We start from the raw sequence: 13,938 nt of genomic DNA on the forward strand, positions 1-13,938 counted from the left end.
TTTGCAACCGCGGGTTAAAGCGGCTTGTTGTTCTGTGCCTTGAGCAGATCGCGGATCTCGCCCAGCAGCACTTCTTCCTTGCTCGGCGTCGGCGGCAGGCTTGGGGCCACGGCTTCTTCGCGCTTCAGACGGTTGATCGCCTTCACGCCCATGAAGATTGCAAACGCGACGATCACAAAGTCGATGATGCTCTGGATGAACTTGCCGTACGCCAGGACAACAGCGGGGACATCACCCTGTGCGGCCTTGAGCGTGATGGCCAGATCGGCAAAGTCCACACCACCGATCAGCAGGCCGATGGGAGGCATTATCACGTCGCCTACAAATGAGGAAACAATCTTACCGAAGGCAGCACCGATGATGATACCGACGGCCATGTCGACCACATTACCTTTGACCGCGAAGGCCTTGAACTCACTGATCACGCCCATAGGTTATTCCTTGTTACAGTTGAGGAGGGTGGAGGTCAGTGTAATTCAGTCGAACAGCGCTTGCTCGACACAACTGTTAACACTGTCGGTTTTTATCGACACATCAAATCGCAAATAGTTTGCAAAGTGCCATCAATCGCGCGCGAATTACCGGCTATTTCAGCGAGTTACCAGATTATTTTCTTAATCGGTCCTGTGGTGTTTTTCTATTTATCTTCTGACTCGCAGGTCACTAGCCTCTGACAAGCACAACAGAATGTGCGCTAAAAAAACCAGAGGAAACCTCGATGAACACTCCAATCAGCCGCAGGCCCGTGTCGGCGCGCCATGCGCTGGCACTGGTGACCGCCAGCCTGCTTTCCCTCTCCGTACAAGCCGCGAACCTGACCCGCGATAACGGGGCCAACGTCGGTGATAACCAGAACTCCCAGACCGCCGGCGCCAATGGCCCGGTGCTGCTGCAAGATGTGCAACTGATCCAGAAGCTGCAGCGTTTCGACCGCGAACGCATTCCCGAGCGCGTAGTACACGCGCGCGGCACGGGCGCCCATGGCACCTTCACCGTAACCGACAACCTCAGCGACCTGACCAAGGCCAAAGTATTCGCCGCCGGTGAAACCACACCGGTGTTCGTGCGCTTCTCGGCTGTGGTGCATGGCAACCACTCCCCCGAAACCCTGCGGGACCCACGGGGCTTCGCCACCAAGTTCTATACCGCCGAAGGTAACTGGGACCTGGTCGGCAATAACTTCCCCACGTTCTTTATTCGCGATGCCATCAAGTTCCCGGACATGGTCCATGCCTTTAAACCGGACCCGCGCACTAACCTGGACGATGACTCGCGCCGTTTCGACTTTTTCTCACATGTTCCAGAGTCCACTCGTACACTGACCGAGTTGTATTCGGACTCCGGCACCCCAGCCAGTTACCGCGAAATGGACGGCAATGGCGTACATGCCTACAAGTTGATTAACACTAAAGGTGAAGTGCACTACGTCAAGTTCCATTGGAAGAGCCTGCAGGGCATCAAGAATTTGGATCCAAAACAGGTCAGCGAAGTGCAAGGCCGTGACTACAGCCATATGACCAATGACTTGGTCACGCACATCAACAAAGGCGACTTCCCTAAGTGGGACTTGTATGTGCAGGTGCTCAAGCCTGAAGACCTGGCCAAGTTTGATTTTGACCCACTGGATGCCACCAAGATCTGGCCGAATGTGCCCGAGCGCAAAGTCGGGCAAATGGTGCTGAACCGCAACCCGGCCAATGTGTTCCAGGAAACCGAGCAAGTGGCGATGGCCCCGGCCAACCTGGTACCCGGTATCGAGCCGTCGGAAGACCGCTTGCTGCAAGGGCGGGTGTTCTCCTACGCCGATACGCAGATGTACCGCCTGGGCGCGAACGCCCTGCAACTGCCGATCAACGCTCCACGGGTCACCGTCAACAACGGCAACCAGGATGGTGCGATGAACTTCGGCAAGACCACCACTGGCGTGAACTACCAGCCAAGCCGCCTGTTGCCACGCGAAGAGCCACAAACCGCGCGCTACAGCCAGGCGCCGCTGTCGGGCAGCACCCAGCAGGCCAAGATCCAGCGTGAGCAGAACTTCAAGCAGGCCGGTGATCTGTACCGTTCCTACACCAAGAAAGAGCGCGAGGACTTGATCAACAACTTCGGCGGCTCATTGGCCACCACCGATGACGAGAGCAAGCACATCATCCTGTCGTTCCTCTACAAGGCGGATCCGGAATACGGCACCGGCGTGGCCAAGGTCGCCAAGGGCGATCTGGCTCGCGTGAAGGCGCTGGCGGAAAAACTGACTGACTGATTCGTTGGTTGCGGTCGGCGCCTTCACGGGCGTCGACCTTTGGCAGGAGAACACCCTATGCGCATCTCTATCGGTTTACTGATGGCCATGCTGGCCTTCGCTGCCCATGCCGAGTCTCCCGACCCGGTGGCGCTCAAGGCGCAGTTGCAGGACTACTATTTCGACGCCGCCCGTCGTGGCGACCTCGACATGCTCAACACCTTCATTGAGTCCGGCTACGGTCTCAATACCCAGGACGACAAGGGCTACACCGCGTTGATCCTGGCTGCTTATCACGGCCAGGGCCCGTATGTGGAGCGTCTGCTCGATGCCGGCGCCGACGCCTGTGTGCAGGATAAACGCGGCAACACAGCGTTGATGGGCGCCATCTTCAAAGGCGAGCTGAAAATCGCCCAGCGCCTGTTGGCCACCGACTGCAACCCTGACCAACGCAACGGCGCAGGGCAGACCGCCGCCATGTATGCCGGGCTATTCAAGCGCGTCGAGTTGCTGGGGGCGCTGCAAGCCAAAGGCGCCGATCTGAACGCCGAAGACCCGGTCGGGAACAGCGCTTCACGTTTAGCCAAGGGCGAAATCCGGACCCCAGCGTCGCGCTGAGCTATCATCGCGGTTTTTCGGTTGGAGGTTCTCATATGGCAAAGGCCAAGCGCATGTACGGCTGCACAGAGTGCGGCGCGACCTTTCCCAAATGGGCGGGCCAGTGCTCCGAATGCGGCGCGTGGAACACCCTGACTGAAACCATGATCGAGAGCGGCGGTGCCGCGGCCCCCACCGGCCGTGCCGGCTGGACCGGGCAACAGGCGCAGATCAAGACCCTGGCCGAAGTCAGCGTCGAAGAGATCCCGCGCTTTTCCACCGCCTCCGGCGAACTGGACCGGGTCTTGGGCGGTGGCCTGGTGGACGGCTCGGTGGTGCTGATCGGCGGTGACCCTGGCATCGGCAAGTCCACGATCCTGCTGCAAACCCTGTGCAGCATCGCCAGCCGCATGCCTGCGCTGTACGTCACGGGCGAAGAGTCCCAGCAGCAAGTGGCCATGCGCGCCCGGCGCCTGGGCTTGCCTCAGGATCAGTTGCGGGTGATGACCGAAACCTGCATCGAAAGCATCATCGCCACGGCGCGCATCGAAAAGCCCAAAGTCATGGTCATTGACTCGATCCAGACGATTTTCACCGAACAACTGCAATCGGCACCCGGCGGCGTGTCCCAGGTGCGCGAAAGCGCGGCGCTGCTGGTGCGTTACGCCAAGCAGAGCGGCACGGCGATCTTCCTGGTCGGCCACGTCACCAAGGAAGGCGCACTGGCCGGGCCACGGGTGTTGGAACACATGGTCGACACCGTGCTGTATTTCGAAGGGGAATCCGACGGTCGCCTGCGCCTGCTGCGGGCGGTGAAGAACCGCTTTGGCGCCGTCAACGAACTGGGTGTGTTCGCCATGACTGACCGGGGGCTGAAAGAAGTCTCGAACCCCTCGGCGATTTTTCTCACCCGCGCCCAGGAAGAAGTCCCAGGCAGTGTGGTGATGGCGACGTGGGAAGGCACCCGGCCGATGTTGGTGGAAGTCCAGGCGCTGGTGGATGACAGCCATTTGGCCAACCCTCGGCGGGTCACGCTGGGCCTGGACCAGAACCGCCTGGCGATGCTGCTGGCGGTGCTGCACCGGCATGGCGGCATTCCGACCCACGACCAGGATGTGTTCCTTAACGTGGTGGGCGGGGTCAAGGTGCTGGAGACCGCGTCCGACTTGGCGTTGATGGCGGCGGTGATGTCCAGCCTGCGTAACCGCCCGTTGCCCCATGACTTGCTGGTGTTCGGCGAGGTGGGGTTGTCGGGCGAAGTGCGCCCGGTGCCGAGTGGGCAGGAGCGGTTGAAGGAAGCGGCCAAGCATGGCTTCAAACGGGCGATTGTGCCCAAGGGCAATGCCCCGAAGGAGGCGCCGCCGGGGTTACAGATCATTGCTGTGACACGCTTGGAACAGGCGTTGGATGCGCTGTTCGAATAATCCGCAACACTGCTGAACCCCTGTGGGAGCTGGCTTGCCTGCGATAGCGGCGGGTCAGCTTACCCATCCTTGCCTGATACACCGTCATCGCAGGCAAGCCAGCTCCCACCCTTGATTCATGTTGGCAGCTAGATCTCCAGCAGGGCGCCCAGCTCGCGCTCCAGCTCTTGCTCATCACCCAGGTTCAACTCAACGAACCTGCGCAAATGGCTGATCGAATCCAGATCAATGTGTTTGCACACAAAGCCCAATTGACCAGGATCTTCATGGGTCAGCCGCGCTTGCATCTTTATATGCGTCTTCTGATCCAGGCGTATGTCGACTTCAAAGGGCAGCGCTTTATTTCCCTTCCAGTCGTCAGGCCGTTCCACCAGTAAACCCTTGAGTGATAGATCCAGCAGTTTCACCGGCGATTCGCTGCCGTTTTGCCGAAGTTCGGCCGTGGCATCAAAGGCAATCCGGCGAAAACGGCGACGTTCAGACGCATGCTCGGTCATGGTAAAACCCTCTGTGAATTGGGGGAGTGTAGCCCGGGGCCATCAAGGGGCGATTATTTCGGCTTTTTTTACCGGTTGAAGGCTCTAGACCAACGTAGGGGGCTGGTCTTTAAGGCCAGTAGCGCTAAACTCGGGCTGGCTGTCCTTTCTGTCCACCCTGGCTGGAATATAAAAATGAAAAATAATAATAGCCTGCTACGCCACTTACCCTGGCTGGTGCTGGCAATTGTAGGAGCGTGCGCCCTGGGCGTAGTGGCCTTGCGCCGCGGCGAGGCGATCAACGCCTTGTGGATTGTGGTCGCTGCAGTGGCCATCTACCTGGTTGCGTACCGTTACTACAGTCTGTTCATCGCCAACAACGTGATGCAACTCGACCCTCGGCGGGCAACCCCTGCGGTGGTCAACAACGATGGTCTGGACTATGTACCGACCAACAAACACATTCTTTTCGGTCACCACTTTGCGGCGATTGCCGGTGCAGGCCCGTTGGTCGGCCCGGTGTTGGCGGCGCAAATGGGCTATCTGCCCGGTACCCTGTGGCTGATTGCCGGGGTGGTGCTGGCCGGTGCGGTGCAAGACTTTATGGTCCTGTTCCTGTCCACCCGTCGCGACGGCCGTTCCCTGGGGGACATGGTTCGCGAAGAGATGGGCCGCATTCCCGGGACCATCGCGCTGTTCGGCTGCTTCCTGATCATGATCATCATCCTCGCGGTGCTGGCGCTGATCGTGGTCAAGGCCCTGGCCGAGAGCCCATGGGGCATCTTCACGGTGATGGCGACCATCCCGATTGCGATGTTCATGGGCGTCTACATGCGCTACATCCGCCCGGGCCGCATCGGTGAAATCTCGATCATCGGCGTGCTGTTGCTGCTGGGTTCGATCTGGCTGGGCGGGCAGATTGCCGCTGATCCGGTGTGGGCCAAGGCGTTCACCTTCACCGGTATCCAGATCACCTGGATGCTGATCGGCTACGGTTTCGTGGCCGCTGTGCTGCCGGTGTGGCTGATTCTGGCGCCCCGCGACTACCTGTCGACGTTCCTGAAAATCGGCACCATCATCGCCCTGGCGATTGGCATCCTGGTCACCATGCCTGACCTGAAAATGCCGGCACTCACCCAGTTCATCGACGGCACCGGCCCGGTGTGGAAGGGCGGCCTGTTCCCGTTCCTGTTCATCACCATTGCCTGTGGCGCGGTCTCGGGCTTCCACGCGCTGATCTCTTCGGGCACCACGCCCAAGTTGCTCGCCAGTGAAAGCCATGCCCGTTACATCGGTTACGGCGGCATGCTGATGGAGTCGTTCGTGGCCATCATGGCGATGGTTGCCGCCTCGGTGATCGAGCCTGGCGTGTACTTCGCCATGAACAGCCCGGCTGCCATTGTCGGCACCGACGTGGTTACCGTGGCGCAGACGGTCAGCAGTTGGGGCTTTGCCATTACGCCTGAGGCGCTCTCTGCCGTGGCCCACGATATCGGTGAAACCACCATCCTGGCGCGTGCCGGCGGTGCGCCGACGTTGGCGGTGGGTATCGCGCAGATCCTGCACAGTGTGCTGCCGGGTGAAAACACCATGGCGTTCTGGTACCACTTTGCGATCCTGTTCGAAGCGCTGTTCATCCTCACGGCCGTGGACGCCGGCACCCGTGCCGGTCGCTTCATGCTGCAAGACCTGCTGGGTTCGTTCGTGCCGGCGCTCAAACGCACCGAGTCCTGGACCGCCAACCTGATCGCGACGGCCGGTTGTGTGGCGATGTGGGGTTACCTGCTGTACCAAGGTGTGATCGACCCGCTGGGTGGGATCAATACCTTGTGGCCGCTGTTCGGTATCTCCAACCAGATGCTGGCGGGTATCGCGTTGATGCTGGCAACCGTTGTGCTGATCAAAATGAAACGCCAGCGCTACATCTGGGTGACCATGTTGCCGGCGGTGTGGCTGTTGATCTGCACCACCACGGCAGGCTTCATCAAGCTGTTCGACGCCAACCCGGCGATCGGCTTCCTGTCGTTGGCCAAGAAATACAGCGATGCCCTGGCTAACGGCCAGATCCTGGCCCCGGCCAAGAGCATCGACCAGATGCAGCACGTGATCTGGAACGCCTACACCAACGCAACGCTGACGGCGCTGTTCCTGTTCGTGGTGTTCAGCATCCTGTTCTATGCGCTCAAAGTCGGCGTAGCCGCCTGGGGCAACAAAGAGCGTACGGATAAAGAAGCCCCGTTCCAGGCTGTACCGGACGCGTAAACGAGGATTGCAAACATGTTCAATGACATCAGTCGCCTCGGTAAATACCTCGGTCAGGCCGCCCGCCTGATGGTCGGCATGCCCGACTACGACACCTACGTCGAGCATATGCAAACCAAACACCCGGACAAGCCGGTGATGGACTACAAGGCGTTCTTCCGGGAACGCCAGGAAGCCCGTTACGGCGGCAAGGGTGGGCCCAAGTGCTGCTAGCCTGGTAACGCGGGTCAATGCGATACCCCCTGTGGGAGCAGGGTTTTCTGTGGGAGCTGGCTTGCCTGCGATAGCATCACCTCGGTCTGACGCAAGCACCGAGTTGTCTGCATCGCAGGCAATCCAGCTCCCACAGGGGCCTTTGCTCCCACATTTGTTTCTGTGTTTCTTCAAGGAGAATCTCTTTGTCCTCTCCCATCCCCGTCACTATCCTCAGCGGCTTCCTCGGCGCCGGCAAGACCACCTTGCTGCGCCACCTGCTCAAAGCCGAGCACGGCTTGAAAATCGCCGTGATCGAAAACGAATTCAGTGATGCCGGTATCGACACCCAATTGCTGGGCGACGAGCCGGTGCAAGTGATGACCCTGTCCAACGGCTGCGTGTGCTGCACCATTCACACCGACCTGACCAAAGCCCTGTACCTGCTGCTTGAACGCCTGGACAGCGGCGAGATCGCCTTCGATCGGCTGGTGATCGAATGCACCGGCCTGGCCGACCCGGCGCCGGTGGCCCAGACGTTCTTCATCGACGAAGAACTGCGCGAGCGTTATATCCTCGACGGCATCATCACCTTGGTGGATGCGGCCCACGCCGAGCATCACCTGACCCAGACCATCGCCCAGGCCCAGATTGGCTTTGCCGACCGCCTGCTGGTGAGCAAGCGCGACCTGGTGGACGATGCCGCCTTCGAGGCCCTCAGCCAGCGCCTCACCCGCATCAACCGCCGTGCGCCGATTCGTGTGGTGGACCATGGCAAGATTGACCTGGCCGAGTTGCTGGATGTGCGCGGCTTCAACCTCAACGCCGGCATGAGCCTGCGCCCGGTGAATGCAGCGCCTTCGGTCGACCGCATTTCCAGCCTGGTGCTGCGCACCGACCAGCCGCTGGATATCGACCGCCTCAGCGAGTTCATGAACGAACTGCTGGAAGATCATGGCAAGCAACTGCTGCGCTACAAAGGTGTGTTGAATATTGCCGGGGAAGACCGGCGCATGGTGTTCCAGGGCGTGCTGAAGCTGTATGGCTTCGACTGGGATACCGAATGGGCCGAGGGCGAAGTGCGCGAAAGTGTCATTGTGTTTATTGCCGATGAGTTGCCCGAAGACAAAATTCGCCAAGGCTTTGAGCGGGTCTACCAATAAACCCGGCTTGAAATGCACTCCAATGTGGGAGCTGGCTTGCCTGCGATAGCGGTGGGGCAATCACTGATGGGCTGACTGCAAAACCGCCATCGCAGGCAAGCCAGCTCCCACACTTGACCCTGTTTCAAATTGAAATCGGCATAAAAAAGCCCGGCTCATGAGCCGGGCTTCTTATTCACGCAACTGCCATCAAGCGCCGTATACCGGCAGCTTCTTGCAAATGGCCTTGACCTTCTCACGTACCGCGTCGATCACGGCTTCGTTGTTCAGGTCGGCCAGGATGTCGCAGATCCAGCCTGCCAGTTCCTTGCACTCGGCTTCCTTGAAGCCACGGGTGGTCACTGCCGGGGTGCCGAAGCGCAGGCCGGAGGTGACGAACGGCGAACGTGGGTCGTTCGGCACGGAGTTCTTGTTTACGGTGATGAAGGCTTTGCCCAGGGCAGCATCAGCATCTTTACCAGAAATGTCCTGCTTGATCAGCGACAGCAGGAACAGGTGGTTTTCAGTACCGCCGGACACCACGTCAAAACCGCGCTCGATGAACACGCTGGCCATGGTCTTGGCGTTCTTGACCACTTGCTGCTGGTAGGTCTTGAACTCAGGCTGCAGTGCTTCCTTGAAGCAGATCGCCTTGGCCGCGATCACGTGCTCCAGCGGGCCACCTTGGGCGCCCGGGAAAACGGCGGAGTTGAGCTTCTTCTCGATCTCGGCGTTGGCACGCGCCAGGATCAGGCCGCCACGTGGACCGCGCAGGGTCTTGTGGGTCGTGGTGGTGACCACGTCAGCGTAAGGCACTGGGTTGGGGTAAACGCCCGCAGCCACCAGACCGGCCACGTGGGCCATGTCCACGAACAGGTAGGCACCGACCTTGTCGGCGATTTCACGGAAACGTGGGAAGTCCAGGATCTGCGAGTAGGCAGAGAAACCGGCCACGATCATTTTTGGCTTGTGCTCGACCGCCAGGCGCTCGACTTCGTCGTAGTCGATCAGGCCGTTGGCATCGATACCGTACTGAACGGCGTTGTACAGCTTGCCGGAGGACGAAACCGTGGCGCCGTGGGTCAGGTGACCGCCGTGGGCCAGGCTCATGCCCAGAATAGTGTCGCCGCCTTGCAGCAGGGCCAGGTACACGGCGCTGTTGGCTTGGGAGCCGGCATGTGGCTGGACGTTGGCGTAATCGGCGCCGAACAGCTCTTTTGCACGGTCGATGGCCAACTGCTCAACCACGTCGACGTACTCGCAGCCACCGTAGTAGCGCTTGCCTGGGTAGCCTTCGGCGTACTTGTTGGTCAGAACCGAACCTTGAGCCTCCATCACCGCAGGGCTGGTGTAGTTTTCCGAAGCGATCAGCTCAATGTGCTCTTCCTGGCGCACGGCTTCTTGCTCCATGGCGGCGAAGAGATCGGCGTCGTACTTGGCAATAGTCAAATCACGGCTGAACATGGCGGTCCTCAAGGATCGGGGGCAGAAAAGGAGGGCATTCTAACCCAATGGGTTTTAGATGGCATATGAAAGGACATCATGTCGCGGACAAGTGGTTTTCACTCAGCCCCTGATCGTTCCCACGCTCTGCGTGGGAATGCATCCCGTGGCGCTCTGCGTCACATTTAAAAGCGGACGCAGAGCGTCCAGAATTGCGTTCCCACGCGGAGCGTGGGAACGATCAGGGACGGCACTTTCAGTCAAACATGAACAGCGCATCATTACTGAACTGCACCTCAAACCGATTCGCCGGCATTGGCCGCCCGAACAGGTAGCCCTGCACCTCATCACAGCCATGCTCACGCAGGAAGTCCAACTGCTCATGGGTTTCCACCCCTTCGGCAATCACCGCCAGGTTCAGGCTGTGGGCCATGGCAATGATCGCCCGGGCAATCTGCGCGTCCTGCTCACCCGAGGGCAGGCCGTCGACGAAGGTGCGGTCGATCTTCAGCACATCGATGGGGAATTGCTTGAGGTAGTTGAGCGATGAGTAGCCGGTGCCAAAGTCATCCACCGCGATGCTCAGGCCCAGGTTTTTCAGGCTGGCGAGGATCTGCAGGGCTTCGTTGACTTCACGCATCAGGATGCTTTCGGTCAGCTCCAGCTCCAGGCACGCCGGCGGCAGGCCGGTGTCCTTGAGAATGGTGGCGATACGCGTGCCCAGTTGGCCGTCGGAGAACTGCCGCGCCGAGATGTTTACCGAGACTTTAGGGACTCGCACCTTGTTCTGGTGCCAGGTCTTGAGCTGGCGACAGGCTTCGCCGATCACCCAGTCGCCCACATCCACCACCAGCCCGAGCTCTTCCAGCACCGGGATAAAGTCCCCGGGCGGTACCAGGCCACGGCGCGGGTGGCGCCAGCGCAGCAGGGCTTCGGCGCCGGTCAGGCGTTTGCCGTCGCCGCTGAATTGCGGCTGGTAATAGAGCACGAATTCGTTCTGGTCCAAGGCGTGGCGCAGGTCGCTTTCCAGCTCCAGGCGCTCCAGGGCGCTGGCGTTCATGTCGGCCTGGTAGAACTGGAAGTTGTTCTTGCCGCGTTCTTTAGCGTGATACATCGCCGTGTCGGCGTTTTTCATCAATTGGCTCAGCTCGTTGCCGTCTTGCGGGCTCAGGGCGATGCCGATACTGGCGGTCACGAAGAACTCGCGGCCCTCCAGCACAAAGGGTTTGACCAGGCTGGCGAGGATCTGCTCGGCCACATGGATCGCACGGTTCAGCGCCATTTCACGGCTGACTCGCGGTTGCAGGAGCAAAGTGAATTCGTCGCCGCCCATACGCGCCACGGTGTCGTCCTCGGCCACACAGCCGAGCAGGCGCGTGGCCATTTCCTTGAGCATACGGTCGCCGGCGGCGTGGCCGAGGGAGTCGTTGATCGGCTTGAAGCGGTCAAGGTCGAGGAACATCAGCACCACCCACGACTTCTGCCGTTCGGCGGACTGCAACGCGGTGTGCAGGCGGTCCTGGAACAGGGTGCGGTTGGGCAGGTGGGTCAGGGCGTCGTAGTAGGCCAGACGGTGGATGCGCTGCTCACTGGCCTTGCGCTCGCTGATATCGCTGAAGAAACACACGTAGCTGGCCAGGTCGCCTTCATCGTCGAACACCGCGGTAATGCCCACCCAGGCCGGGTAATGCTCGCCATTGCGGCGCTTGAGCCACACTTCACCTTCCCAGGTGCTGTGCTGATGCAGCTGTTTGAGTACATAACGCAGATGGGCTTCCTGCTGCTCGTCGACGGTGAGCATGTTCGGCAATTGGTCGAGCACATCCGCCACTTCATAGCCGCTGACCCGGCTGAACGCCTCGTTGGCCTGCACGATGTAGCCGGCCGGGTCGGTGATCAGGATCGCCGAGGTGGAATGTTCGAACACCGTGGCCGCCATGCGCAGGTCTTTTTCGGCGCGACGTTGCTGGCTGATATCGCGGCCCACGCCGAGGATGCCTTCAAACCCGCCATGCTCATCCCACACCAGCACCAGGCGCAGTTCTATCGGCACCTTGCGCCCGTCGGCGCGCAGGCAGTCGAACAGAAACAGTTGGGTCTGGACTTCATCGCGCAAGGTGTTCAAGGCGTCGGGGTTGCCGAGGGCGCGGCTGACCTGTTCCATCAGGTTGTAGATGCCGGTCAACTGCTGAGGGTTGGCAACGATCGACTGCCAGCCGTTCTTGAACACCCAGTCCACGTCATAGCCCAGCACGGTGTTGACCGATGGGCTGATGTAGTTGAGGGCCAGTTGGCTGTCGGTGGAGCAGATCACGTCGCTGATGCTTTCGGCCAGCATCCGGTAGCGCTGTTCACTGTCGCGCAGCGATTCACTGGCCTCGATCTGGTCGGTGATGTCCTTGGCCACGCCGATGATCCGAGTGACCACCGTAGACGTATCCCGGGCCAGGGCCTGTTCGCGGATATCGAAGCGGCGCCACTGGTTATTGCGGTGACGAAAGCGCAGTTGGCAGTGCAGTTGGGTCGTATAAGCGGCTTGGCGTTGCTGCTGGCGCAAGTCGTGGTAATGCTCGGCGTCTTCGGGGTGCAGCAGGATTTCCCAGAAGTACTCACCCATTTGCTGCAGTTCGGCCTTGTTGTAGCCCAGGGTGTGGCCCAGATGGTGGTTGCTGAAAATCATGCGCTGGCTGATCACGTCTTGCACATACAGGTGATCGGGCACCGTGCGCACCACATCCGACCAGAAGCTTTCACGCTCCACCAGCGACAGCTCGATCAGCTTGCGGCTGGTGATGTCGCTGATGCTGAGGATCACCGCCTTGACGTCATCTTGCTGCTCCGGCAAACGCATCACCAGCCACAGGTACTGTTCGTTGCCGGCCACGTCGTTGAGCTGGATTTCCAGTTCCAGCTGCTTTTGCCGGGTCAGTACGGCTTCCAGCACCTGATAGCCGATGGACGTGGCATTGCGCGGGCAATCGTCGATCAGGCGTTCCCAGGCCTGCTCGCAGGACGCGACGTTCAGCAGGCGCACGGCCATCTGGTTGACCTCGGTGACGCGCAACTCCTTGAGCAGTTGCTTGCGCTGCGTGGGGTTGGCCTGCAACCAGGCGTGCAACTGCTCGCGGCTTTGCACCTGGGTTTTGTCGCAAAACGCCTTGAGCCCCGACAGGTCCAGCACGCACAAGGCCACGCCGGTGCCTTCGAAGATGTCCTGATAGCGCCGCCGGCCTTCATTCACCTGGCGTTGGCGGCGGCGCATGTTGAGCAGCACGATCACCGGGATCAGCGAAAACGCCAGGCCGAGCAGGCACTTGCCGATAAAGGCCGGCAGCAGTTGCTCCAGCACCGCACTGCGGTCAAACATGCCGCGCAGTTGCCAGTCGCTTTTGCTCAACGGCGTGACCAGCACGCTGCGGTTCAATTCTTCCGGCGTCAGGGCGCCGGACCACTGCGCCGGCATTCCGCTGTCACGGCTGACCACACGATGGTTCAGGCTGTTCTCGATCGCCCACATCGGGCGCTGGCCCTGGACATCCTGGCGGGTGAGGTTGGCCAGATAATTGGGCGCCAGGCGCAAGGCCCAGTACACCTTGGAGCCACCGCTGGGTTGGTGCAGCAACAGATAGATGACCGTGCCGTCATTGTCGTTGCTCAGGTAGTAGGACTGGGCGTGACTGCGCTTGACCAGGTCTTCGAGCAGGGCACTGTCTTGGCTGCCTTCGGCGGTGTCGCTGATCAGTGCGCCGCTGGGGGCGAGCAGGGCGAAGCTGCGCAGGTCTGGCAACGAGCGCTGCAAGGTGCGCATCAGGGCCTGCTGCTGTTCGGCATTGCGCGGCGGCTCGACAATCGGCAACAGGTTCAGGGCGATCTGTGCGCTCAGGGCCATGTTCTGGCTGATTTGCTCGGCCAGGTCGGCGCTGTAGTCGATGGTGTATTGCTGCTGGTTTTTCTGGTTTTGCTGTAATTGATCAAGCAATTGCCAAAACAACAAGGCGAGCAACAGCAGCACAAGCGTCGCCAACGCGCCTTTCAAGGTGCCGTGCAGGGGCGCTCCCGGCGCAATATGAGCGGCGCGCAAGGGCGTGGGCGGCGTGACGTTGGACAAACTGTGATCCTGCGGTTTGGCTGGACTGGCGCGCGACGTGCACTATAAGCCGGAC

At 60.4% G+C, this 13,938-nt stretch carries 10 protein-coding genes; 6 read left to right on the forward strand and 4 right to left on the reverse strand.

From position 1 onward, the window contains the following. Positions 1 to 14: 14 nt before the first annotated feature. Positions 15 to 431: a large-conductance mechanosensitive channel protein MscL gene (mscL, locus tag QK296_RS08110; RefSeq protein ID WP_003194320.1), complete on the reverse strand. Its 417-nt coding sequence runs from the start codon at positions 429 to 431 to the stop codon at positions 15 to 17. Positions 432 to 718: 287 nt separating this feature from the next. Between mscL and katB the strand changes: the two genes are divergently transcribed. From katB to radA, 3 genes are read left to right on the forward strand one after another with little or no spacing between them, the layout of a single operon-like run. Then, the gene (gene katB / locus QK296_RS08115; protein WP_003194318.1) at positions 719 to 2,260 is read left to right on the forward strand and encodes a catalase KatB; all 1,542 of its coding nucleotides are present in this window, start codon (positions 719 to 721) and stop codon (positions 2,258 to 2,260) included. A 57-nt stretch (positions 2,261 to 2,317) separates the two neighbouring features. Continuing rightward, complete coding sequence (locus tag QK296_RS08120; protein ID WP_094774580.1) at positions 2,318 to 2,857, forward strand: ankyrin repeat domain-containing protein; 540 nt, start codon at positions 2,318 to 2,320, stop codon at positions 2,855 to 2,857. 35 nt (positions 2,858 to 2,892) lie between these two features. Then, positions 2,893 to 4,260, forward strand: a complete 1,368-nt coding sequence (gene radA, locus QK296_RS08125; RefSeq protein ID WP_003194313.1) for a DNA repair protein RadA — start codon at positions 2,893 to 2,895, stop codon at positions 4,258 to 4,260. A gap of 128 nt (positions 4,261 to 4,388) precedes the next feature. On the opposite strand, the gene QK296_RS08130 is transcribed toward radA, so the two are convergent. Continuing rightward, positions 4,389 to 4,757: a PilZ domain-containing protein gene (locus QK296_RS08130; protein WP_034133740.1), complete on the reverse strand. Its 369-nt coding sequence runs from the start codon at positions 4,755 to 4,757 to the stop codon at positions 4,389 to 4,391. Positions 4,758 to 4,931: 174 nt separating this feature from the next. On the opposite strand from QK296_RS08130, the gene QK296_RS08135 reads away from it, so the two are divergent. The 3 genes from QK296_RS08135 to yjiA all read left to right on the forward strand — a co-directional run bounded on the left by QK296_RS08135 (position 4,932) and on the right by yjiA (position 8,353). Continuing rightward, a complete protein-coding gene (locus tag QK296_RS08135; RefSeq protein WP_169856631.1) occupies positions 4,932 to 6,998 on the forward strand; it encodes a carbon starvation CstA family protein in 2,067 nt (688 codons plus the stop codon). 15 nt (positions 6,999 to 7,013) lie between these two features. Beyond that, the gene (locus QK296_RS08140) at positions 7,014 to 7,211 is read left to right on the forward strand and encodes a YbdD/YjiX family protein (protein WP_003194308.1); all 198 of its coding nucleotides are present in this window, start codon (positions 7,014 to 7,016) and stop codon (positions 7,209 to 7,211) included. 185 nt (positions 7,212 to 7,396) lie between these two features. Beyond that, complete coding sequence (gene yjiA / locus QK296_RS08145) at positions 7,397 to 8,353, forward strand: GTPase (protein ID WP_003194306.1); 957 nt, start codon at positions 7,397 to 7,399, stop codon at positions 8,351 to 8,353. A gap of 189 nt (positions 8,354 to 8,542) precedes the next feature. On the opposite strand, the gene glyA is transcribed toward yjiA, so the two are convergent. Further along, positions 8,543 to 9,796, reverse strand: a complete 1,254-nt coding sequence (gene glyA / locus QK296_RS08150; RefSeq protein ID WP_003194304.1) for a serine hydroxymethyltransferase — start codon at positions 9,794 to 9,796, stop codon at positions 8,543 to 8,545. Positions 9,797 to 10,031: 235 nt separating this feature from the next. Continuing rightward, entirely contained in the window at positions 10,032 to 13,883 is a 3,852-nt protein-coding gene (locus QK296_RS08155) for an EAL domain-containing protein (protein ID WP_137204515.1), read from the reverse strand. Positions 13,884 to 13,938 lie beyond the last annotated feature (55 nt).

The organism is Pseudomonas sp. AL10 (assembly GCF_029960685.1).
Classification (GTDB): domain Bacteria; phylum Pseudomonadota; class Gammaproteobacteria; order Pseudomonadales; family Pseudomonadaceae; genus Aquipseudomonas; species Aquipseudomonas lactis.

Excerpts from the sequence above, each read along its gene's own strand:
- mscL (WP_003194320.1), bottom strand. The coding sequence starts at position 431 with ATGGGCGTGATCAGTGAGTTCAAGGCCTTCGCGGTCAAAGGTAATGTG.
- katB (WP_003194318.1), top strand. The coding sequence starts at position 719 with ATGAACACTCCAATCAGCCGCAGGCCCGTGTCGGCGCGCCATGCGCTG.
- QK296_RS08120 (WP_094774580.1), top strand. The coding sequence starts at position 2,318 with ATGCGCATCTCTATCGGTTTACTGATGGCCATGCTGGCCTTCGCTGCC.
- radA (WP_003194313.1), top strand. The coding sequence starts at position 2,893 with ATGGCAAAGGCCAAGCGCATGTACGGCTGCACAGAGTGCGGCGCGACC.
- QK296_RS08130 (WP_034133740.1), bottom strand. The coding sequence starts at position 4,757 with ATGACCGAGCATGCGTCTGAACGTCGCCGTTTTCGCCGGATTGCCTTT.
- QK296_RS08135 (WP_169856631.1), top strand. The coding sequence starts at position 4,932 with ATGAAAAATAATAATAGCCTGCTACGCCACTTACCCTGGCTGGTGCTG.
- QK296_RS08140 (WP_003194308.1), top strand. The coding sequence starts at position 7,014 with ATGTTCAATGACATCAGTCGCCTCGGTAAATACCTCGGTCAGGCCGCC.
- glyA (WP_003194304.1), bottom strand. The coding sequence starts at position 9,796 with ATGTTCAGCCGTGATTTGACTATTGCCAAGTACGACGCCGATCTCTTC.